At 52.9% G+C, this 19,439-nt stretch carries 20 protein-coding genes; 13 read left to right on the top strand and 7 right to left on the bottom strand.

Going from position 1 to position 19,439, the window contains the following annotated elements:
- The first annotated feature begins 64 nt into the window (after positions 1-64).
- Positions 65-679, top strand: coding sequence for a Tat proofreading chaperone DmsD (dmsD, locus tag AC3WOK_RS04070; protein WP_492353986.1), 615 nt, complete (start codon positions 65-67; stop codon positions 677-679).
- 51 nt (positions 680-730) lie between these two features.
- Here the strand turns inward: dmsD and AC3WOK_RS04065 are convergent, their stop codons facing one another.
- Positions 731-2,446 (bottom strand): SulP family inorganic anion transporter, encoded by a 1,716-nt coding sequence (locus tag AC3WOK_RS04065; RefSeq protein ID WP_063956145.1) that lies wholly within the window; start codon positions 2,444-2,446, stop codon positions 731-733.
- Positions 2,447-2,736: 290 nt separating this feature from the next.
- Between AC3WOK_RS04065 and AC3WOK_RS04060 the strand changes: the two genes are divergently transcribed.
- Together AC3WOK_RS04060 and AC3WOK_RS04055 are read left to right on the top strand one after the other, a co-directional pair.
- A complete protein-coding gene (locus AC3WOK_RS04060; protein ID WP_492353985.1) occupies positions 2,737-3,138 on the top strand; it encodes a cell envelope integrity TolA C-terminal domain-containing protein in 402 nt (133 codons plus the stop codon).
- A gap of 126 nt (positions 3,139-3,264) precedes the next feature.
- On the top strand, positions 3,265-3,750 hold the full coding sequence (locus tag AC3WOK_RS04055; RefSeq protein ID WP_063431517.1) for a GNAT family N-acetyltransferase: 486 nt from the start codon (positions 3,265-3,267) through the stop codon (positions 3,748-3,750).
- A gap of 16 nt (positions 3,751-3,766) precedes the next feature.
- Here the strand turns inward: AC3WOK_RS04055 and AC3WOK_RS04050 are convergent, their stop codons facing one another.
- Positions 3,767-4,177: a VOC family protein gene (locus AC3WOK_RS04050; RefSeq protein ID WP_063431519.1), complete on the bottom strand. Its 411-nt coding sequence runs from the start codon at positions 4,175-4,177 to the stop codon at positions 3,767-3,769.
- Between the two features lie 259 nt (positions 4,178-4,436).
- Between AC3WOK_RS04050 and AC3WOK_RS04045 the strand changes: the two genes are divergently transcribed.
- On the top strand, positions 4,437-4,985 hold the full coding sequence (locus AC3WOK_RS04045; protein WP_235836414.1) for a hypothetical protein: 549 nt from the start codon (positions 4,437-4,439) through the stop codon (positions 4,983-4,985).
- 154 nt (positions 4,986-5,139) lie between these two features.
- Here the strand turns inward: AC3WOK_RS04045 and AC3WOK_RS04040 are convergent, their stop codons facing one another.
- Positions 5,140-5,976: a MipA/OmpV family protein gene (locus AC3WOK_RS04040; RefSeq protein ID WP_059311308.1), complete on the bottom strand. Its 837-nt coding sequence runs from the start codon at positions 5,974-5,976 to the stop codon at positions 5,140-5,142.
- 203 nt (positions 5,977-6,179) lie between these two features.
- Between AC3WOK_RS04040 and AC3WOK_RS04035 the strand changes: the two genes are divergently transcribed.
- The 3 genes from AC3WOK_RS04035 to oqxR all read left to right on the top strand — a co-directional run bounded on the left by AC3WOK_RS04035 (position 6,180) and on the right by oqxR (position 8,862).
- Positions 6,180-6,857 carry a response regulator gene (locus AC3WOK_RS04035; RefSeq protein ID WP_059311307.1) on the top strand — a complete coding sequence of 226 codons (678 nt, stop codon included), beginning with the start codon at positions 6,180-6,182 and terminating at the stop codon, positions 6,855-6,857.
- Entirely contained in the window at positions 6,857-8,245 is a 1,389-nt protein-coding gene (locus AC3WOK_RS04030; protein ID WP_059311306.1) for a sensor histidine kinase, read from the top strand. The genes AC3WOK_RS04035 and AC3WOK_RS04030 overlap by 1 nt, the downstream gene beginning before the upstream one ends.
- 137 nt (positions 8,246-8,382) lie before the next feature.
- Positions 8,383-8,862, top strand: a complete 480-nt coding sequence (oqxR, locus tag AC3WOK_RS04025; protein ID WP_047348690.1) for an efflux pump transcriptional repressor OqxR — start codon at positions 8,383-8,385, stop codon at positions 8,860-8,862.
- Between the two features lie 65 nt (positions 8,863-8,927).
- On the opposite strand, the gene oqxB is transcribed toward oqxR, so the two are convergent.
- Positions 8,928-12,083, bottom strand: a complete 3,156-nt coding sequence (gene oqxB / locus AC3WOK_RS04020; RefSeq protein ID WP_059311305.1) for a multidrug efflux RND transporter permease subunit OqxB — start codon at positions 12,081-12,083, stop codon at positions 8,928-8,930.
- Positions 12,084-12,107: 24 nt separating this feature from the next.
- On the bottom strand, positions 12,108-13,283 hold the full coding sequence (oqxA, locus tag AC3WOK_RS04015; RefSeq protein WP_059311304.1) for a multidrug efflux RND transporter periplasmic adaptor subunit OqxA: 1,176 nt from the start codon (positions 13,281-13,283) through the stop codon (positions 12,108-12,110).
- A 336-nt stretch (positions 13,284-13,619) separates the two neighbouring features.
- Between oqxA and AC3WOK_RS04010 the strand changes: the two genes are divergently transcribed.
- Positions 13,620-13,973 (top strand): helix-turn-helix domain-containing protein, encoded by a 354-nt coding sequence (locus tag AC3WOK_RS04010; RefSeq protein ID WP_492353984.1) that lies wholly within the window; start codon positions 13,620-13,622, stop codon positions 13,971-13,973.
- Positions 13,974-14,043: 70 nt separating this feature from the next.
- Positions 14,044-14,361: a YebG family protein gene (locus tag AC3WOK_RS04005; protein ID WP_059311303.1), complete on the top strand. Its 318-nt coding sequence runs from the start codon at positions 14,044-14,046 to the stop codon at positions 14,359-14,361.
- A 209-nt stretch (positions 14,362-14,570) separates the two neighbouring features.
- On the opposite strand, the gene AC3WOK_RS04000 is transcribed toward AC3WOK_RS04005, so the two are convergent.
- Together AC3WOK_RS04000 and AC3WOK_RS03995 are read right to left on the bottom strand one after the other, a co-directional pair.
- The gene (locus AC3WOK_RS04000; protein ID WP_492353983.1) at positions 14,571-15,107 is read right to left on the bottom strand and encodes a GNAT family N-acetyltransferase; all 537 of its coding nucleotides are present in this window, start codon (positions 15,105-15,107) and stop codon (positions 14,571-14,573) included.
- A 190-nt stretch (positions 15,108-15,297) separates the two neighbouring features.
- Positions 15,298-16,338, bottom strand: coding sequence for an NAD(P)/FAD-dependent oxidoreductase (locus AC3WOK_RS03995; RefSeq protein WP_242658893.1), 1,041 nt, complete (start codon positions 16,336-16,338; stop codon positions 15,298-15,300).
- Between the two features lie 339 nt (positions 16,339-16,677).
- Between AC3WOK_RS03995 and AC3WOK_RS03990 the strand changes: the two genes are divergently transcribed.
- The 4 genes from AC3WOK_RS03990 (at position 16,678) to AC3WOK_RS03975 (ending at position 19,429) form a co-directional block, all read left to right on the top strand.
- Positions 16,678-17,064 (top strand): VOC family protein, encoded by a 387-nt coding sequence (locus AC3WOK_RS03990; RefSeq protein ID WP_063431529.1) that lies wholly within the window; start codon positions 16,678-16,680, stop codon positions 17,062-17,064.
- Positions 17,065-17,303: 239 nt separating this feature from the next.
- Positions 17,304-17,864, top strand: coding sequence for a hypothetical protein (locus AC3WOK_RS03985; RefSeq protein WP_063431531.1), 561 nt, complete (start codon positions 17,304-17,306; stop codon positions 17,862-17,864).
- 84 nt (positions 17,865-17,948) lie between these two features.
- The gene (locus tag AC3WOK_RS03980; protein WP_447856659.1) at positions 17,949-18,320 is read left to right on the top strand and encodes a nuclear transport factor 2 family protein; all 372 of its coding nucleotides are present in this window, start codon (positions 17,949-17,951) and stop codon (positions 18,318-18,320) included.
- Between the two features lie 185 nt (positions 18,321-18,505).
- Positions 18,506-19,429 carry a hypothetical protein gene (locus tag AC3WOK_RS03975; RefSeq protein WP_131797886.1) on the top strand — a complete coding sequence of 308 codons (924 nt, stop codon included), beginning with the start codon at positions 18,506-18,508 and terminating at the stop codon, positions 19,427-19,429.
- Positions 19,430-19,439: the final 10 nt, after the last annotated feature.

Genomic DNA, 19,439 nt, shown 5'->3' with positions numbered 1-19,439 from the left:
TATGGTCTATAAATTGGCTTAACACAGTCGCACGGGTGAAATCCGCGCGAGCAAGGAAGATGTAATGAAAGACGTCTCACAGCGTGAATCGTTCGCGTTTAGCGCCCGCGTACTGGGCGCGCTGTTTTATTTTTCACCCGACAGCGAGCAGGCTGCGCCGCTGGTGCAGGCTCTCACCGCTGGCGACTGGGTTCAGGACTGGCCCCTGCCGCCGGAATCGCTGCTGCCCGTTGCCGAATCCTTTGCCACGCCTGCCGATGAGCCGCTGACGGACGCCTGGCAACGGCTGTTTATTGGCCCTTATGCCCTGCCCGCTCCGCCATGGGGTTCCGTCTGGCTTGACCGCGAATCCGTACTGTTTGGCGACTCGACCCTCGCACTGCGCCAGTGGATGCGGGAAAACAGCATTGCTTTTGAGATGCAGCAGAATGAGCCGGAAGATCATTTCGGTACCCTGCTGCTGCTGGCGGCGTGGCTGGCCGAGAATGGCCGCGAAGCGGAGTGCTCTCAGCTTCTTGCTTGGCACTTGCTGCCGTGGAGCACACGCTTCCTCTCGGTGTTTGTCGACAAGGCCGGGCACCCGTTTTATACCGCGCTGGGTCAGCTTGCGCAGCTGACGCTCGCAGACTGGCATTCTGCGTTACTTATTCCGGTTGCGGAAAAGACGCTCTATCGCTAAGGGGTGTGGCTTGCTCGCGGGTGGCGAGCAAGCCTTCTACCCGAATTTGGTTTACACCTCTGCACCCGATTCACTCGCACTCTCTTTGCTTTGAATGAACCGGAGTGCCAGATAAAGATCTGGCGCAAGAATCATGTCATCATCATTCATTGTTGGCCGACTATCTTTAAACCAGCGCGTTAGTTCCGTTTTCCTGCCCGCCAGGATTAACGTCACCTGCCGAGCTTTCAGGTCGCGCTTTAGCTCATTTATGGTTGCCAGGACGCTGATGTCTGAATAGGTGAAGCAAGCCACGGCATCAATAATCACCCATTTAGGCTGTAACGCTGCACCATCAACTAAGTTCAACACCCGGCGTTTAAAATAAGCCACATTAAAATAGGTCAACGGTGAGTTAAATCGATACATCAGCACGCCCGGAACCATTTTAATATCGGTTGTATTACCTAATGAGTGAATCATTCCATCTTCGTCAATTCCCAGTAAGTGCTCAGAAGGACGAAACACGGTGCGCAGGAATTGTAGCAGGCCAAGCAACACCGCAAGGCCGATCCCCTGGATAACGCCGATAATTAAAACACAGCCAAACGTGAAGAAGGCCAGGCGAAATGCCTGTTTATTTCTTCGCCTCAGGTTCCATAGCCCACGTAAATCAATTAATGACCACGATGCGTACATCAGAACGATACCCAATGCAGATACCGGAATAAACTGCAGTGGCTGAGTGAAAAATATCACCACGATGCCGATGAGTAAGGCTGCGACTACGGAAACCAGCTGACTTTTCCCCCCGGCGGAATCATTTACCGCGGTTCGGGAATCGGCGCCACTGATAGCAAACCCCTGAGATAATCCCGACATGAGGTTTGCGATACCCAGTGCCCGGAACTCTGCATCAGCATTGATTTCATAGCCATTTTTCGCGGCGAAACTGCGGGCGGTCAGCATCAGGCTGACAAAACTGACCAAGGCCAGGTTCAGCGCCGGGATGACTAAATCACGCATGGGACCAGGCTGGAACGCTCCCCAGTGAACGACAGGTAAACCCGGCTGGAAGCCGTCTCCTCCAATGGTGGCAATACCGTACTGTTGCGCAGAGGTTCCCCATACCAGTGCCGTTGTTATGACTATGGCAATCAAAGGTGCTGGCCAGTGGCGACGATACGTTTTAATAACCATTAAAATAATTAACGTTACTAGCGATATTCCTATCGTTAATAAATGGCTGTCTGAAATTCGGCCTGGCAAAGCCATTATTTTCTCAATAACCTGGGCTTCATCTAGCTTTATCCCCAAAACCTTGCCTAATTGCCCGACAATAATCGTCACGGCTACGCCATTAAGCAACCCCGTAAGAATGGGATGAGAAAGCAGATCGGCAAGCGCGCCCAGGCGAAATTTACTGGCAAGCAGGCACCATCCGCCCATCATCAATGTCATGACGATCGTCAGCTGCCAGTGCAGTTCAGGATTTCCCGCAGAAAGAGGAAACACGACGGCCGCAATCACCGCGCAGGTCGTGGCATCAGGGCCCACAATAAGCTGACGTGAAGAGCCAAACAGTGCGTAAGCTATCATCGGTAAAACGCAGGAATACAGCCCTACTATTGCCCCAACCCCCGCCAGCTCAGCATAAGCAATAGCAACGGGTAGCGCGACAGCCGCAACGGATAACCCGGCTTTAACATCATCTTTTAGCCAGCTTTTATCGTAGGCTAACAAATTTTGTAACCCAGGCATGTAGTTCAACAATAGCTTTCCGAACACGTTATTCTCCGGACATGAATATTACCCGCGAAATGTTGGCACACTTTTAAGTGAGGTTCTGGCTTTCAAATGCTCCGGTCGGAGGCCCCGCCGCTCGGGTCCTGTAAATACTTAACTACTTTGATTGGTGTTAAACATAGTTCAAAAACGACCGATTAGCCGAAGGTGGAGCCGGCAGCCAGGTCGCCGACGCTGTGACCCGTTATTGGTAGTTGAAAAGAGATCAGGAAATACGGAAGAATATATAAATATTACTGAAACTTAAATGGATTGCGGGGTAAGAAATGGAAATGTCTCAGGCAGTAAAGAAAATCGCGATGGTGACTCTACTGGTGAACCTGGCCGCGGGATGCGCACCGCTACACCCTTCCGGTTGCCATAAGACCACGGCAACGGGTAATTGCGGTTCAGGACGCTGGGACGATCGGGATGAATGGGGCGCGCAGGCGCGGGCAATCAGGGCGGCAATCAATGCCGAAATTGAAGAGCCGCAAAACTGGAAAGGGAAAAACTGCAGGTTGCATATTGAATTTGCTCCGGATGGCACGCCTTTAAATATCTCAACCAGCAACGGTAATAGAGCCTACTGCGAAGCGATAATGTCAGCCGCCCAAAAAGCCAAATTCCCGGCCTTCAGCAATCCGGAAGTTTATAGAGATTTTCAAAAATCCCGCTTCGACATGCGCGGATAGCTTCATGTCAGAAGCGGCCATCGGCTGAATTGAAAGTAGCCATGATCTGTTTTCATTATTGCCGGTCACGTTAGAATGACCTCGTTTCGCAGGATGGAAATCCGGTCTTCGCTCATAGAGGTATACATGAACATCACCATCTGTAAACCATACGAGTATGATGATTTAACGGATATTTTTATTGAGATGGAAACTTACTATAACCCGAAGCTTTGCTTGACCAGGCGTGAAATGTCCTTATATCTGAAGGAAAAGGTCTTTGCTGCCGACTCCAGTACAGAGGTTCACAAAGTGGTTTGTGATGGAGTCATCGCTGCGTTTTCATGTATATCTGTGCTGTACCCCTCACCGCGTTTCAGTGGGCAAATGTTTATCAAAGAGCTTTTTGTTTCTGCTCCTTTCAGAAGAAAAGGAATGGGGAGAAAGCTTATGGGGTTTATAGCCAACCGCGCCAAGGAGCGCGGCTGTTTGCAACTCGACTGGTTATCGGTGGCGGCAGATCCGTTGGCACAGAAGTTTTATGAATCTCTCGGTGCGCAGATTATCAAGAGCGTTAACTATCACAGGGTTTATGATCAAACATTAAATGAGCTTGCCCGCAGCGCCGACTAAAGTATTATTGAGATGATTACGTCTCAGCTTCAGGAGAGTAATGCTGACAAACGCATGCCAGCTTATTCCCATCGGGATCGCGCAGATAGGCAACATAAAAATCGGGGCCGTACGCGGGTCGTGTACCCGGCGCGCCTTCATTCTTTCCACCCGCAAGAAGTCCTGCTGCATGGAACCGTCTGACAAGGTCCGCGTTTTCTGCCCTGAATGCGAACATTGTCCCGTTTCCAGCCGTTGCGGGATGCCCGTCAAAAGGTGGACAAATACAAAAGCTGAACCCCTCATCCGGATTATTTTCATCTCCCCACATTGCCCACTCCTCTGTCCAGGCTGGCAGACGTGAATAGCCAAGCACTTTAATAACAGCGTCATAAAACGCCACGGAGCGCTGAAGGTCATTTGTACCTACAGTGATATAAGTCAGCATTTTTTCATATCCTTTTTGCCGTTTATCTGAGCAGACATTATACCTCAGCGTCTATGAATTAAGAGGCCAGAAAAAGGCTGCATTTGCCCCTTGTAAGAGCGTGGAGGAATGGGTTGCGGAACATGTTCTGTAAGGTCATCTCAGCCCCCCAACCCGTGACGTGAGTATCACAAGTTTCCGTATGTATGCTAAAGTTTATACTGCTGCAGCCCCAAAATTACCTCTTATAATTTCAGTACGTTAGATAGAGTGAGCGAATATGGATAATATTCCGCATAAGCAGATAGGCTGGAAAAGATACCCCGTATGGCTGTGGTGCGGAGTTTTTTATCTGATTACATTGCATTGCTCTGCAGATGAAATAAATTTGTATTCAATAAACACTGGCTCATACGTTTATCATCTGACACATAATCGCGGACAATATACGGAGAACTTTGAAAATAAATTTATATCCGTGGAGAGGAAATTCTCAGATACGTCGAAATACAGCGTGGTGCTCGGCACAATGAAAAACAGCTTCAATGACAGATGCCTGGCTGCCGGCGTAAGAAGAGATTGGGCCGGATGGGATAACGGTTGGGTTTTTAAAGGAATCTATGGCTATGTAGGTGAATTTTTCTTTGATACTTTCGATGATTGTGGCGACCACGGCTCATACCATGATTTTAAAAAAGCGACAGGAATAGGATTTTCTCCCTACATATACCATGGATTCCAGTATAATTTTACATCTTATTTTGGAATGGATGTGGGTATTATCATACCCTCCGTATTTGTCATTACAGCGCAATGGAGTTTTAGATAAATCCTTCAACCGCGAGTGCAGTGCTGTTACTGCATAATTAAAGCATGAGGTTTGAGACGGTCGCCAGCAATGCGGACCGCCCCGTTCTCGAAACCGGAGCGGCTCAGATTAGCGTAAGTGCGTGCTCAAAACGTTAAGCAGCCGCAACCAACAGTCAAAAGCTATACGTCACCTTCAAACTTCCCGTAGGCGACGTCTTGCGATGCACAATCGGGCTGTCGGCGGCATCTCCCGCCAGCTGCGTCACGCCCGCTGCGGCAAGCACGCTCCAGCGTGAGGTGAGCCTGTGGGTCCAGTCAAGATTCAGCGAATACGCATAAATTCCGGCACCGGCGTCATGTCGGGCAAATCCCGATGCGGCCGACTGGGCGGCGCTGACCCCATAGTACGTTTGCATATACTTGTCGGATCCCCAGCTGCCGGTCAGCGCCAGCGTGACCGCATTATTTGGTGAAGTATAGAGCGGACTGGAAATGCCGAAGTGTACCGCCTCACCATTGTCTCTCTCAGAAACCGGAACCTCAGCCTGCAGCTGCAGATTAAGCCAGTCGGTCACCCTGTATCCCAGCCCGGGCACCACGATAGCCGAGCCTTTTATCTCGCCCATCCCACGCAGCTCGTCGCTGCCGGAGCTGATCGAATCGCTGCTCACGTCTTTATCTTTACGGCCTATGCGATAGCTCAGCGCCGCGCTGTAATCCAGGTTGCCGATGTTATTGCCGTAACCGATCCCCCGCGTGGTGCCGATAAAAAAACCATTGGCCATGGAGTAATCCACCACCTGCGCCGCGCTGACGCGGGTTTTATCTGAACCCGAATAGCGTGGCGCGACGTCCACGCCGCCCCCGAGGGTTAACACATTGCCCTGGCCCTGCTCTGCCGCCAGCGTTGGGGAGGCCAGTAGGGCCAACACGATGCCCGGTACGATGTTTTTCAGGCGGCGGCCCGGGAATAAATGGGGGAACGTACGACGCAGTTCGATGTTTCTCATTAAGGAAGTCCTTATGGATTCAAATGATGACGATGCAGGCGGTTAAACGCCAGAACGCCCATTTTGAATACTGACCCTAAGGTTCTTATGAGCCGAAAATGAAGAAAGACTGAAGCGCGCGCGGGTGCTGTAAACCGGACAGATTACCTGATACCGTTTTTTTCTTAAGATGTTCTTCATTCACTGCCGATACAGTAACTAATGTGAAAATTCTACTTATTGAAGACGACCTGGATCTCGGCAACGGCGTACGTATCGCCCTCTCAGATCAGGGATTTGACGTTATATGGGTTCGCCGGAAAGAGGATGCGCTGCATCAGCTTAACGTCTGCGTGCCCGAACTTATTTTGCTCGACCTGGGGCTTCCCGATGGCGATGGCATGAGTCTGATGACGCGATTGCGCCATCAGCTTAAGGGGATCCCCGTTATCATCCTGACGGCGCGAGGGACGCTGCAGGATCGCCTGTGTGGGCTGGATGCGGGCGCAGACGACTATCTCGTCAAACCCTTTGTCCTCGCCGAGCTGCTGGCGAGAGTACGAGCCCTTGCGCGACGCAGCTACGGTTTTGAGAATGAGGCAATTGAAATTCGCGGGCTGTCTCTGCACGTGCCGACGCGTCGCGTGACGGTGAGCGCGCGCCACGTTGACCTGACGGCCAGTGAATACGCCCTGCTTGAAACGCTGATGCTGCGCGCAGACCGCGTGCTTACGCGACGCTTCCTGGAAGAAAGGATATTCGGCAACAAAGAAAACCTCAGCAACGCGCTCGACGTGCATATGGGTAACTTGCGGCGGAAAATCGGCGACGGCTATGTGCGAACGGTACGTGGGGTCGGGTATGTCATTGATACCGTCTCTGTCCAGAAGGTGACCGGTTAATGCGAAGCTTTTGGTATCACCTGAGACGCCCGACGCTGGTGCGGCGAATTATCATCGCCCAGATGCTGCTGCTTACCCTGCTGTGGTGTCTTTTTTTAACCTTTATTCTGTGGGAGGACCTGCGCAGCCCTCCCATTCTCACGGGCAGCAAGACGTACGAAACCCTTTTTACCCTGGTCGAACGGATGGACGAACGCCCGCAGGATCGTACCGCCGTGCTGGCAGCGTTCAGCAAAGCGTTGCGGGAGGGCTATGGCGGCGGTGAAGATCCCGCGCTGTCAATCAACTTCATCGTGCGCAAAAATAACGCGATTGTTTTTTCATCGCCTGGTGCACCAACGGGGGTAACCAACACCCGGCTGGGGGAAATGCAGCGTGTTCAGAGTGACGGTCGTACCTGGACCAGCCGAACCCTTAAATCCGCTCATTCCGACGTTGAGGTCACCCTTTTCACCCCGGCCGGTGGCTGGAACTTCTTTATCTATCTGAACTCGCGCGGGTACTACATCATGCCGCTGCTGGTCTGTATTCCTTTTCTTCTGTTCCCCGCGTGGATGTCGATCCGCATTGCGATGCGCCCCTGGAACAAGGTGGTCAATGAAATTACGTTACGCACGCCTGACGATCTCTCGCCCTTAAAAGCCGTTCCCAGGCACAGGGAGCTTCGCCAGATGGTGGACGCAATCAATGACTTCCTTGCCAGAGTGCGTGAAAGCGCTGAAAGGGAGCGGGTTTTCATTGGCGATGCCGCACACGAGCTGCGGACTCCCCTCGCGGCAATGCGCATCAACGTGGAGGCGCTGCAGTCCTGGGTCATCAGCGAGAGCCAGCAGGAACTGCTTGCGGGGGTTATTCGCAGCAACACCCGCGCTGCGCGCCTCGTCAATCAGCTGCTGCTGATGATGCACAGCGAAGCGCGCATTGACACGGACATGGAGCCCGTGCCGCTGACGTCGCTCATCCAGGAGCGAATGGCCGAGCTGGAACCGTTAGCCTCTGCGCGCAGGATCGAGCTGGAATTCTTCGCTGAGGATGAAATCTGGATCGCAGGCGTCAGGGAACGCCTGATGTCGCTGGTTGATAACCTCATTGAGAACGCCGTGAAGTACAGCCCTGAGGGCGGTCGGGTTCAGGTCGACGTGCGTGCGCTCGATCGCTGCACGCAGCTGCGCGTTTCCGACGCAGGCCCCGGTATTCCGGCGGAACTACAGGAGCGCGTATTCGACAGGTTTTTCCGCGACCCGAATCAGATGCAAAGCGGAAGCGGCCTGGGGCTTGCCATCGTCAAAGCGGTGGCGCAGCAGCACAACAGCAGCGTAAACCTGAGCACTTCAGCAGAAGGCGGTCTCATGGTGACGGTCGACTTCCCAAACCGCACGTTTAGCTAAACCGAAACAGGGTGTTCGATCGCAAATGCCGCAGATTGCTTCAAAATAATTACCGTATTTGTTATATTGTTGTTTATTGCTTATTCACCTCTGCGGTGCCAAAAAGAACAAGATTCACCGCAACCCAGGATACAAAAATGCTAGATTACCGCTTCCCGACAGCTTTGCAGATGGTTCTCAGCGTAGCGATGGCGGAGCAATTAGGTGAACGTTCGACGAGTGCGATTCTGGCCTACGGCCTGGAAGCGAACCCGAGCTTCATCCGCAAACTGATGGTTCCGCTCACGCGCGACGGCATTATCGTCTCTACGCTTGGCCGCAATGGTTCTATTCATCTTGGCCGCCCTCCGGAAGAGATCACCCTGCGCGATATCTACCTTTCGGTCATCGAAGATAAAAAGCTGTGGGCGTCGCGCCCTGACGTGCCGGCCCGCTGCGTGGTCAGCGCAAACGCATGCTGGTACTTCAAGTCGATTTCCGAAGAAGCCGAGGAGGCTTCGCTGGCGGTACTGGCCCGCCATACCGTGGCAAGCGCCCTGGAAGAGGTCAAAAAGGCCGATACCAGCGGCTGCGATCCGGTGCCTGAACTTATCGCCAAGTATAAAGAAGCGCTTTAACTTTTCTTGAGTGCAAAAAAAACCGCCTTCACAGTGAAGGCGGTTTTTTATTATCTGTAACGTCCCTACGCAGGCAGAACGTCCCTTTCCTCTTTTTTCCCGCGCGTTACGAATTTACGCAGCGTCACGTAAAACACCGGCGTCAGGAACAGACCAAACAGCGTCACGCCCAGCATCCCGGAGAACACCGTGATCCCGGTGACGCCGCGCACTTCGGCACCCGCGCCGTGGCCGAGGATCAGCGGAATGGTCCCGGCAATAAAGGCGATGGAGGTCATCACAATCGGGCGTAAACGCAGGCGGCACGCCTCCAGCGCGGCCTCCATGATCCCTTTGCCCTGAATTTCCAGCTCGCGGGCAAACTCCACGATAAGAATGGCGTTTTTACAGGCCAGCCCCATCAGGACCACCAGCCCCACCTGCACGAACACGTTGTTATCGCCGCCGGTCAGCCAGACGCCGAACAGCGCGGAGAGCATCGTCATCGGCACGATGAGGATCACCGCCAGCGGCAGCGTCCAGCTTTCATACAGCGCCGCCAGCACCAGGAACGCCAGCAGTACCGCGACCGGGAAGACGATCAGCGCCGTGTTGCCCTGCGTGGCCTGCTGGAAGCTCAGGTCCGTCCATTCAATGTTCATCCCGTTCGGCAGGATCTGCTTAGACATGCCTTCGAGCTGCGTCATCGCCTGCGTGGACGAGAGCACGCGCGGGTCGGCATCGCCAATCAGATCCGCCGCCGGGTAGCCATTGTAGCGAATCACCGGGTCCGGCCCGTAGGTAGTACTGATTTTCACCATACTGCCAATCGGCACCATTTCGCCCTGGCTATTGCGGGTGCGTAAGTTCGCAATATCCTCCACGCTGTCGCGGAACTGCCCGTCCGCCTGGGCCATCACGCGCCAGGTACGCCCGAACTGGTTGAAGTCGTTCACGTACGACGAGCCCAGATAGGTTTGCAGCGTACCGAAGAGATCGGTCAGCGACACGCCCTGCGCTTTCGCCTTATCGCGGTCAACCTGCACGTCCAGCTGCGGCACGTTAGCCTGATAGGTCGAGATCGGGAAATGCATCCCCGGCGTCTGCATAATCGCACCGGACATCGTATTCACCGCGTTTTGCAGCGCGCCATAGCCCAGACCGGCGCGATCCTGAATGTACAGCGAATAGCCCGACCCCTGGCCCAGCCCTAAAATCGGCGGCGGCAGGATGGAGAAGCCAAAGCCCTCCTGGATTTGCGCGATTTTCGCGTTGATCTCCGCGTTAATTTCCGCCGCGGAATGTTTACGCTGGTCAAACGGCTTCAGGCCAAAGAAGACCGTCCCGGTATTCGGCGTGTTGGTGAACTGCAGCGCATTGAGCCCCGGAAACGCGACCGCATAGTCCACGCCTTCGGTATTCATTCCAATCTCGCTCATTTTGCGGATCACCGCGTCGGTGCGCGCCAGCGAGGAGCCTTCCGGCATTTTCACGCCGCCAATCAGGTACAGTTTGTCCTGCGTCGGTATAAACCCGCCGGGTACCGCTTTGAACATCACGCCCGCTGCGCAGAGCAGCAGCAGATAAACGACAAACACCGAGCCGCGACGTCCGAGCGTTTTGCCCACCAGCCCCTGATAGCCGTTCGAGCTGCGGTGGAAAAAGCGGTTAAACGGACGGAAAAGCCAGCCGAACAGGCGGTCGATAAGCCGGGTCGGAAAATCTTTCGGCGCGCCGTGCGGCTTTAGCAGCAGAGCCGCCAGGGCTGGCGAAAGCGTCAGCGAGTTAATGGCGGAGATCACCGTGGAGATGGCGATCGTCACCGCAAACTGCTTGTAGAACTGACCGGTCACGCCCGAGAGAAACGCCATCGGGACAAACACCGCGCACAGCACCAGCGCAATTGCGATAATCGGCCCGGACACCTCACGCATCGCCTGATGCGCCGCCGCAAGCGGCGCCAGCCCCTCTTCGATATTTCGCTCGACGTTTTCCACCACCACGATGGCGTCATCCACCACGATACCGATGGCCAACACCAGCCCGAAGAGGCTCAGGGTATTCAGCGAGAAGCCCAGCAGGTAGAGAATGCTGAAGGTACCCACCACCGAAACCGGCACCGCGATCAGCGGAATGATCGACGCGCGCCAGGTTTGCAGGAACAGGATCACCACCAGCACGACCAGCACCACCGCTTCCAGCAGCGTTTGCACCACCGCACGGATGGAGTCGCGGACAAATACCGTCGGATCGTAAGGTGCGGCCCACTTCATATCCGCCGGGAAGCGCGTGGACAGTTCGTCCATTTTGGCGCGCACCGCGTTAGACAGGTCGATGGCGTTCGCCCCCGGAGACTGGAAGATACCAATCCCGACCGCGTCTTTATTGTTGAGCTGGGAACGCAGCGCGTAGCTGCCGGAGCCCATTTCGATACGCGCCACGTCGCGCAGGCGAACGACCGAACCATCCTGCGCCGTTTTCAGCACAATATTGCCAAACTCTTCTTCGGTGTGCAGACGGCCCTGAGCGTTAATGGAGATCAGGAAATCGCTCTCTTTCGGCAGCGGCTCGGCGCCAAGCTGTCCGGCAGAGACCTGTACGTTCTGCTCCTGCATCGCCGTCACCACGTCCGAAGCGGTCAAGCCGCGGGACGCCACCTTGTTGGGATCCAGCCAGACGCGCATCGCGTATTCGCCGGAGCCGAAGATCTGAATCTGGCCGACGCCGGGCAGGCGCGCCAGCTCGTCCTTCACCTTCAGCGTGGCGTAGTTGCGCATGTACAGGGAGTCGTATTTACCGTTTGGCGAAAACAGATGCACCACCAGCGTCAGCGTCGGCGACTGTTTCTGGGTGGTAATACCCAGACGCCGCACGTCTTCCGGCAGTCGCGCCTCGGCCTGCGCGACGCGGTTTTGCACCTGAACCTGCGCCTGATCGGGGTCAGTCCCCGGACGGAAGGTCACGGTGGTTACCAGCACGCCGTCCGAGCCCGCGACGGATTTCATATACATCATGTTTTCCACGCCGTTGATGGCTTCTTCCAGCGGCGTCGCCACGGTCTCGGCAATCACTTTCGGGTTGGCGCCCGGGTACTCCGCGCGCACCTGCACGCTTGGCGGCACGACGTCAGGATATTCGCTCACCGGCAGCAGCGGGATGGCGATTAACCCTGTGATAAAGATCAGAATCGACAGGACGGCGGCAAAAATCGGCCTGTCGATGAAAAAGCGGGAAAAGTCCATGGGTTGGATTCTCAGGTCAAAGGATCAGTTGAGGGCGGTGCTGGCGGTCATGGCGACGGTTTTGGCGTTCACCGGCATACCCGGCATAAACACTTTTTGTAAACCATCGATGATGACTTTATCGCCAGGGTTCAGCCCCTGCCGCACGATGCGTAAACCGTCTGCCAGACGCCCCGGCGTAATGTCGCGACGCTGCGCTTTCCCCTCTTTATCGACGATATAGACGTATTTGCGATCCTGATCGGTCAGCACCGCTTTGTCGTCGACAAGCGTGGCTTTGAATTCCGCGCTGCCCGGCAGGCGTACGCGGGCAAACAGTCCCGGCGTGAACTGACGCTGCGCGTTATCCAGCAGCGCGCGCATGCGGATGGTGCCGGTGCTCGGCGTGAGCTGATTGTCCAGGAAGTCGACTTTGCCCTGATGGGGATAACCCTCCTCGCCCGTCAGGCCAATCTCAACCGGTAGCGCCGTATGGTTGCTGGACGCCCCCTGCCCGCTGCGGGCAAGATTTTGATAGTGAAGGTAGGTTGACTCGTCCACGTCAAAGTAGACGTAAACCGTCTTCTGCGAGACCAGCGTGGTGAGGACGCTGGCGGTGTCACCCGCGGTGACCAGGTTACCGCTGGTGATCAGCGCCCGGCTGGCGCGGCCGTCGATAGGCGCGGTCACTTTGGTGAAGTCCAGGTTGAGCTGCGCCGCGTCTACCGCCGCCTGCGCGGCGCGAATGTCGGCCTGCGCCTGAACGGCGGCCGAGCGACGCTGCTCCCACTCTTCCCGTGAGACCAGGTGAGTATTGATCAGCTTATCGGTGCGGTTAGCCTCGCTTTGCGCCAGGCTGGCCTGCGTTTTGGCTCTCGCCAGGTTCGCCTGCGCCTGTTCCAGCGCGGCGCGATAGGTTCTGTCATCAATGGTGAACAGCACCTCGCCCTTCTTCACTTCCTGGCCGTCGGTGTAATTCACCTTATCAATATAGCCGGAGACGCGCGGGCGCAGCTGAACGCTCTCCACCGCTTCAATCCGGCCGTTAAAACTATCCCACTGGCTAATGGATTTCACGACCACGTCAGCGGCGCTGACGGCGGGCGCGGGTGGCGCGGCGTTTTGCGCGACGCTGTTGTCACACCCGACGAGCAGCACGGAGAGGAACATCACCCCCAGCGCGCTCGGATAAACGTTACCCCAGGTTTTTTGCAGGCTCATTATTTTTATTCCGGTATTGGTAGCCGCCGGGCAAGACGCTGCGGGAGACGCCGCGCCACTTCCTTTGTCCGGTAGCTGGCTTAAGGCCATTTGTGTCGTTCATCGCCACAAAACTGTAACAGTTGCGAATACACTATCGCGGCGATTGTAGGAAGGCGCTTAATTAAGTGCAAGAATAATTGTTGCACTTTATGTGCTATTTGAGCCGATGTTAAAAGACCCGTTTCGGTCAGGGATTTAAATGCAACAATAAAACTTGCAATTAATACAAAAACGCGCCACCTTTAAATGCAACAGACAAAGTTACTTTTAGATATTCTGCGTGGGGGTACCCAGATGAACACTGGCGCATTTATGCATGATTTACTCGACTGGATCGACAACAACCTGGACAGCCGTTTGGACATTGAGTCCGTCGCCAGGCGATCCGGCTATTCAAAATGGCACCTCCAGCGCCTGTTCAAAGAGCATACGGGCTATCCCCTCGCCGGGTACATTCGCGCGCAAAAGCTGAAAAAATCGGTTGAGCGGTTATCCCTCAGCGACGAACCGATTCTGAACGTGGCGATCGCGCTGGGCTTTGACTCCCAGCAGTCCTTCAACCGCAGCTTTAAGCGTCAGTATGGTCAGGCGCCTGGGGCATGGCGGCGGAGCATGGGTGGCCCGGAAACGCAGCAGCTACGCCAGTAATGCATATTTTGCTGCAACTTCGATTTGTAGCTGTTATACTGTATATAATTACAGTATAGCGAGGTGCACGATGGCTGTTGAAACAAAATTTGTTGTCGTAAGAAAAGGTGAAGAGAAAATGACTTTTGCCAGTAAGAAAGAAGCTGACGCTCACGACAAGCTGCTTGATATGGCAGACGCATTCACCGACTGGCTGTTGCAAAGCGGAATGCAGATGGACGAAACGCAGGCTGAAAACCTTGGCCTGTATTTCGCCGAGCAGAAAGAGACCGTGCAGCATATTCTGCGTACCAGCAAGCTTCCCGATGTCACTGCCCCAGCTGCAGCGGATAAACCAGAATCCGATGCGGCTGACACGAAAAAAATCAGGGCCGTGAAAGCGGCCTGATTGTCAGAAAATCATCACCTATCCGAAAGCCGTAAGCAGATAACTGCTTACGGCTTTTTTAGTCAGAAAATGAAAAGAGTCAAGGAGATGGCGTGCGGCAAGGAATAAAGGAAAAAATCATCAGGATCTGTGATGAAAAAATCACCGTTAAGGGAAGCGACGTTGGTACTTTCCTAATCGCTAATATCAATAAGTTAGAATAAATACGCTCACATAGATTGTCTTAACCATTCACTCAGTGTGAGAGAAAAAAGCAGGCTAGGCGGCGCATCTTTCACATCATGAATCTCTTTTATGTATTGCAAACCCGCTTTTTGAAGAACTTTCTGCGATGCCACGTGATGGCCTCTTACTACGGCAGATATCTCAGTCAGCTTTAACTCATCAAATCCATATCTGATAGCGCTTTTCGAAAACTCTGTTGCCAGACCTTTTCCCCATGCCTCTGTGGCGAAACGATATCCTAAATTATTAATTACGATATCCGCATAACTGCTGACGCTCAGACCACCAAAACCAATGATTCTTTCAGGACTTTCCTGTAACGCGATTGCCCAGTTTCCAAAGCCGTGCGTTTCCCAGTGGTTGATCCAACGGGCTAAGACAGTTTGTGCATGCTGTATGTCCGGATATGGCCCTGCTGGATTAAAGGTGTTCGTAGCCGGGTCGCCATAAATTCTGAAAAGATCATCCAGGTCAGACGTCGTTACGGGGCGAAGGTGCAGTCGGGAGGATTGAAGTTGCAAAACAATTTCCTGAATAATGAGCTTATTAGCTTAGTGATAGAACTGTTTTTATAGTAAGAAAAAAGCAGGTTCGCAACACCGTGTCAGGAATGGACGCTATCGTCATTTATCATCACACCTTCTGCAGGATTGCTCTGAACATTTCCACCTCGCTATCTTTCCTGTTTGTAATAATCGCTTCCCAGGAACGCTATTTATTTATAAAGCGTGATGGCCGGTAACATTGCGGGATTGCATTGCTCTGCCCCTCGCGTAACTCCTCTGAAACCACTCTGCCAATCGTCGCTGCGCACGTCACGGCTGGGTGCATTGAAGCAACGTAAACGCTCCTGCTCTCATCCGTAAAACCAAGAACGGGATACCCATCCTGAATAACAGGACGCTCTCCTGTTGAGTACTGAATGAGAGCAGCCGACTCTGCGCCCGTGAGCCTGCTTCTTACCGCACTTTGTGCAGCCTCCACCGTTTCTCTGGCGTTGCCGCTTGCCGGGTAATCTTCTGCGGCTAATAACTCACCGTTGCGCGCTTGCCGAACCTCAATATCATCACCTGAGACGATCGTATTGACCACGCGCTGGGGGACCGTAAAGCGCAGTAATATAGCCGATGATGACAGAACCGGAACATGGATACCCACCTGCTCAGTCAGCGCTGGAATACCTGTCCCACAGGCCAGCACGACGCAATCTGCGTCCAGTTTTCCCCGAGAGGTCAGGACGCCTGTCACCCTCCCCTCCGTCATGCAAAGATCCGTAACGGTTGTTTGCGTATTTAGCACGATGCCTTTTTCACAGGCTTTTTCGAGCAATAGTCGCGTTGCGCTGGCGGCATCAATGGCACCATCTTTTGCAGCATAGCGGGCCTGTGAGGGAGGATTTATCAGGGCGGGCACAAGACGGGTAATTTCAGCCTTATCGATGAGACGTTCGCCCTGCCAGCAGGACCCGGATGCCGCGCCGTAGCTTAACGAACCACCCCATTGAATGTGAAGTTCCGGTATGTATTCTTCCAGCCTATGCCAGTCCGCAAGTGCGATGCGCCGGATAAACACGTCGGCCGCGTCATCCTTCACCACACCGGTCAGCCAGCCAAACGCGCTACCTGTCGCACCTGAGGCAGGCATAGCCTGTTCAACAAGGGTGACGTCAAATTCACCGTGGGCGAGATGCCATGCGATGGATACACCAGTGATCCCAGCACCTACGACAACGATCCTTTTTTTATGGTTCACGGTGCCCTTCTCCTGTGTGGGGAACATGTCATGCCATGATGCGAAAGTAATCTCTTACAGGGGATTTTGTAGGATTGCAAAGTTGGTGGGTACGGCGGTTCAGGACGGCGGCTTTTCAACCGCCAGGTCCCTTTCAAGTAACGAAACTGCTTCTACAACAATAAAAGTTGACGATGACTGAATTGGATCAGTGAGCGGGATACCAACAATGGGTGTAATTGTTATCAAGTCTTAGCAGGAGATTGCAGGGGCTCTTATCGACAAAAGAAAAGCGTAATCACATGTAGACTCAGCCAGGATTTCAACATTAAAGCAGTATTTACCCCCGGAGAATGCCAGATGTTTACCCATATGCGTATTGCCAAACCCGTCACAAATCTCGAAAGGTCTTTTCAGATGTACAGCCAAGGACTGGGTCTGCATAAAATTGCTGAATTCAACGATCATGACGGTTTCAATGGAATAATGTTAGGACGGGGAGACTTACAATGGCATATAGAGTTCACCTTTTGCCATAACCATCCCGTTCAACCCTTGCACACTGAAGAGGATTTACTCGTTCTTTATTATTCGGATGAAAATGAATGGATGCGTGCCTGCAAAAGAATGCTCGAGGCTGGTTTCAGAGTGTCAACGTCGTTCAACCCCTATTGGGATGTTAACGGAAAGACACTTGTTGACCGCGACGGATATAGAGTGGTCATGCAAAACAAGGCATGGGCATAACCTCAATAAATATTTCTTTGTTGCCACCACTTGCTGCAAGCTTAACGTCCGCTCCTCGCTCACAGCGGACTTTCAACGCAGGTAACTCATCCGCTAAGTCCTAGGAGCGGACGTTGCTAACACTTGAATATACTCATCCGCGGGGCCCGGTCAGCGCAATATGGCAACCTAAGGCACTGTTGTGACATCAGCTTGTAAAGTAGTATGTGTTCTTCTGCTGTTCACACTTTGGATACTCAGTGACATTGCAAGCAACCTGGCTTGAACAGCCTAAGCCTAGTGATGAAAGGGAAGGTGTTTCGATCATCGACGTCAATCCCTTTGGCGCTAATGGAGAAAAGGATCGACGACTGTTAATCAGTAAGGGCGGTGAGCCCAATGTGCTTTTACAGTTATATATACATGCCAATGAGGATGGCTGCCTGATTTCCAGCGCCTTTTGTGATTTCCTACTGAATGAATCCCAGGTGGCAATCATTTGTGGCGACCACTTTCATGTTGTTGAGATGACCACACACTCGTTCAGTAGCCATCCACTAGGTGATTACGTTGGCCATATTTATTCAGTTCCTGACATCCATTCTGACAGGCTACATAATCGGGTTCTGGTCACCACTTACTGCCACGTTTTTCTGATGGATATTGCTGCGGGCATTCTCTGGAAATCCAGGCAGTGCGCCATTGATGGCGTGATCATTACATCGATAGAGAATGAGACGGTGCTGGGCCTGGGAGAGTGGGACCCGCCAGGAGGTTGGGAACCTTTTAAGCTCGATCTTAAAACGGGTATCCCGATTTGAAGAAGGGGGCCCCCTCACGGTCTTCAGCCGGCGCGGACGTTGCATTCCAGCAATTATTGCCTTAAGAGTTAATGTTCGATTGTGATGAGGACAAACACTATGCTCCTGGAGACGCTAAAAAGACTTGAGTGCTCTCTTCATAGCAGCAGGCGGAAAGATCGGGTATGGCTTGAACAGATACTCCACGATAGATTTTGCGAAATAACACGCTCAGGTGTAGTCGTTGATCGTACTCATACTATTGAAGCGCTTTTAAGTGAAGATAATGTTCCGGCTATTCTTAGTCGTGATTACCGGCTTATCAGCGTTGGAAATAATTTCGCAATATTGCACTACAGAACTGTTAATCCAGATGGCAGTCGTGCAACCCTACGTTCTTCATACTGGGAATTTTCTGCGGACGGGCAATGGAAATTGGTATTCCATCAGGGAACGCCAGAGGCAGGGAGCGTATAGATGCCAGATACAATGTCCGCTCCTCGCTCACAGCGGACCCTCAACGCAGGTAACTCATCCGCTAAGTGCCAGAAGCGGACGGATGTTTATCCGCGAAGCTCCCTTTTTTATATACCCATAAAAATTAAGCTATTGGCCGGTGTTGCCGATATTAGTTTCTTATGATTAAACAACGGGAAGTATGAATGAATAGTTTGTTATCGAGATCACTTTCAATTGTGTTTACAACTCTGCTACTGACGGCCTGCTCTGGCGTTCGCGACAATTCTGCAAAGTCGTACACATACCACACTGAACATAGCATCGCCTGGAATATCAGCAATGCATCGGGTATGGATCCTTTTAGCGATGCCCAGGTCAGCCACTCTCAAAGCGAAATGTTCAGCCGCACGGATTACGATTTTACTTTTCCGATAGTGGAAAATGATAAATTGAATGAAGCGTCATTGCCTTTAACCCCGTTACTGCAGTATCGACCAACAGGTATGGGCGTGGAAGAGTGGCAAACCGATGGAATTCTGGCGTGGATCCCTACTGAACTGGCCCCTACCCCCGAGGCGGCATCTCTGGTGCTCTCAGATAAAATTGAATCTGCTGTGCTAGCGACCTTAAAAGAATCTAAACGCAAACATGGCGATGTCCGTAAGGGAGAGGGATATAATAACTGGTTAGGAAAATATGTGTTTCAGACCAATGAATCCCGCTATCTGGTCGTTAAATTTGCAGATAAAGATGCGGGATGTGAGCTTCCAAAAAATGGATATTATGATCCTGCAAGCCAGAATAGTCCGACCTGCGGCTTTTACACCAGCTTCCACGACGCAGAAAAAATTGTTCGTACTCCTGACTTCATAAGTGCGAATGCGACCGGGAAAAGTTATCTCGTAAGGCACGATGGGTTAAATGGAAGTCACCTCAGCCCGGTATTTATAAACAGCGCCGGTCAATCGGATGCAAAAAATCAGCGTATGAATTACGCCTTCATGCAACAAGTTAGCCGCCATCTTCCAGCGTGGGTAATTATCTACCTCTCACCCAAAGAAGATAAGGGTTTACCTGCCGTTGTATTACAGCAAGGGAAAGTGCATTTTTTCTTTCGCGAAAAATAAAGCTGATCGC

This window comes from Enterobacter sp. FW301-JW81, from assembly GCF_058788735.1.
Note: the sequence above shows the minus strand (reverse complement) of the source record. Positions and strands in the feature narration are given on the sequence as shown.

Coding starts and splice junctions, on each gene's coding strand:
- AC3WOK_RS04060 (WP_492353985.1), top strand. CDS start 2,737: ATGTCTCAGGCAGTAAAGAAAATCGCGATGGTGACTCTACTGGTGAAC.
- AC3WOK_RS04040 (WP_059311308.1), bottom strand. CDS start 5,976: ATGAGAAACATCGAACTGCGTCGTACGTTCCCCCATTTATTCCCGGGC.
- AC3WOK_RS04010 (WP_492353984.1), top strand. CDS start 13,620: ATGAACACTGGCGCATTTATGCATGATTTACTCGACTGGATCGACAAC.
- oqxR (WP_047348690.1), top strand. CDS start 8,383: ATGCTAGATTACCGCTTCCCGACAGCTTTGCAGATGGTTCTCAGCGTA.
- AC3WOK_RS04050 (WP_063431519.1), bottom strand. CDS start 4,177: ATGCTGACTTATATCACTGTAGGTACAAATGACCTTCAGCGCTCCGTG.
- AC3WOK_RS03990 (WP_063431529.1), top strand. CDS start 16,678: ATGTTTACCCATATGCGTATTGCCAAACCCGTCACAAATCTCGAAAGG.
- oqxA (WP_059311304.1), bottom strand. CDS start 13,283: ATGAGCCTGCAAAAAACCTGGGGTAACGTTTATCCGAGCGCGCTGGGG.
- dmsD (WP_492353986.1), top strand. CDS start 65: ATGAAAGACGTCTCACAGCGTGAATCGTTCGCGTTTAGCGCCCGCGTA.
- oqxB (WP_059311305.1), bottom strand. CDS start 12,083: ATGGACTTTTCCCGCTTTTTCATCGACAGGCCGATTTTTGCCGCCGTC.
- AC3WOK_RS04045 (WP_235836414.1), top strand. CDS start 4,437: ATGGATAATATTCCGCATAAGCAGATAGGCTGGAAAAGATACCCCGTA.
- AC3WOK_RS04055 (WP_063431517.1), top strand. CDS start 3,265: ATGAACATCACCATCTGTAAACCATACGAGTATGATGATTTAACGGAT.
- AC3WOK_RS04005 (WP_059311303.1), top strand. CDS start 14,044: ATGGCTGTTGAAACAAAATTTGTTGTCGTAAGAAAAGGTGAAGAGAAA.
- AC3WOK_RS03980 (WP_447856659.1), top strand. CDS start 17,949: ATGAGGACAAACACTATGCTCCTGGAGACGCTAAAAAGACTTGAGTGC.
- AC3WOK_RS04030 (WP_059311306.1), top strand. CDS start 6,857: ATGCGAAGCTTTTGGTATCACCTGAGACGCCCGACGCTGGTGCGGCGA.
- AC3WOK_RS03975 (WP_131797886.1), top strand. CDS start 18,506: ATGAATAGTTTGTTATCGAGATCACTTTCAATTGTGTTTACAACTCTG.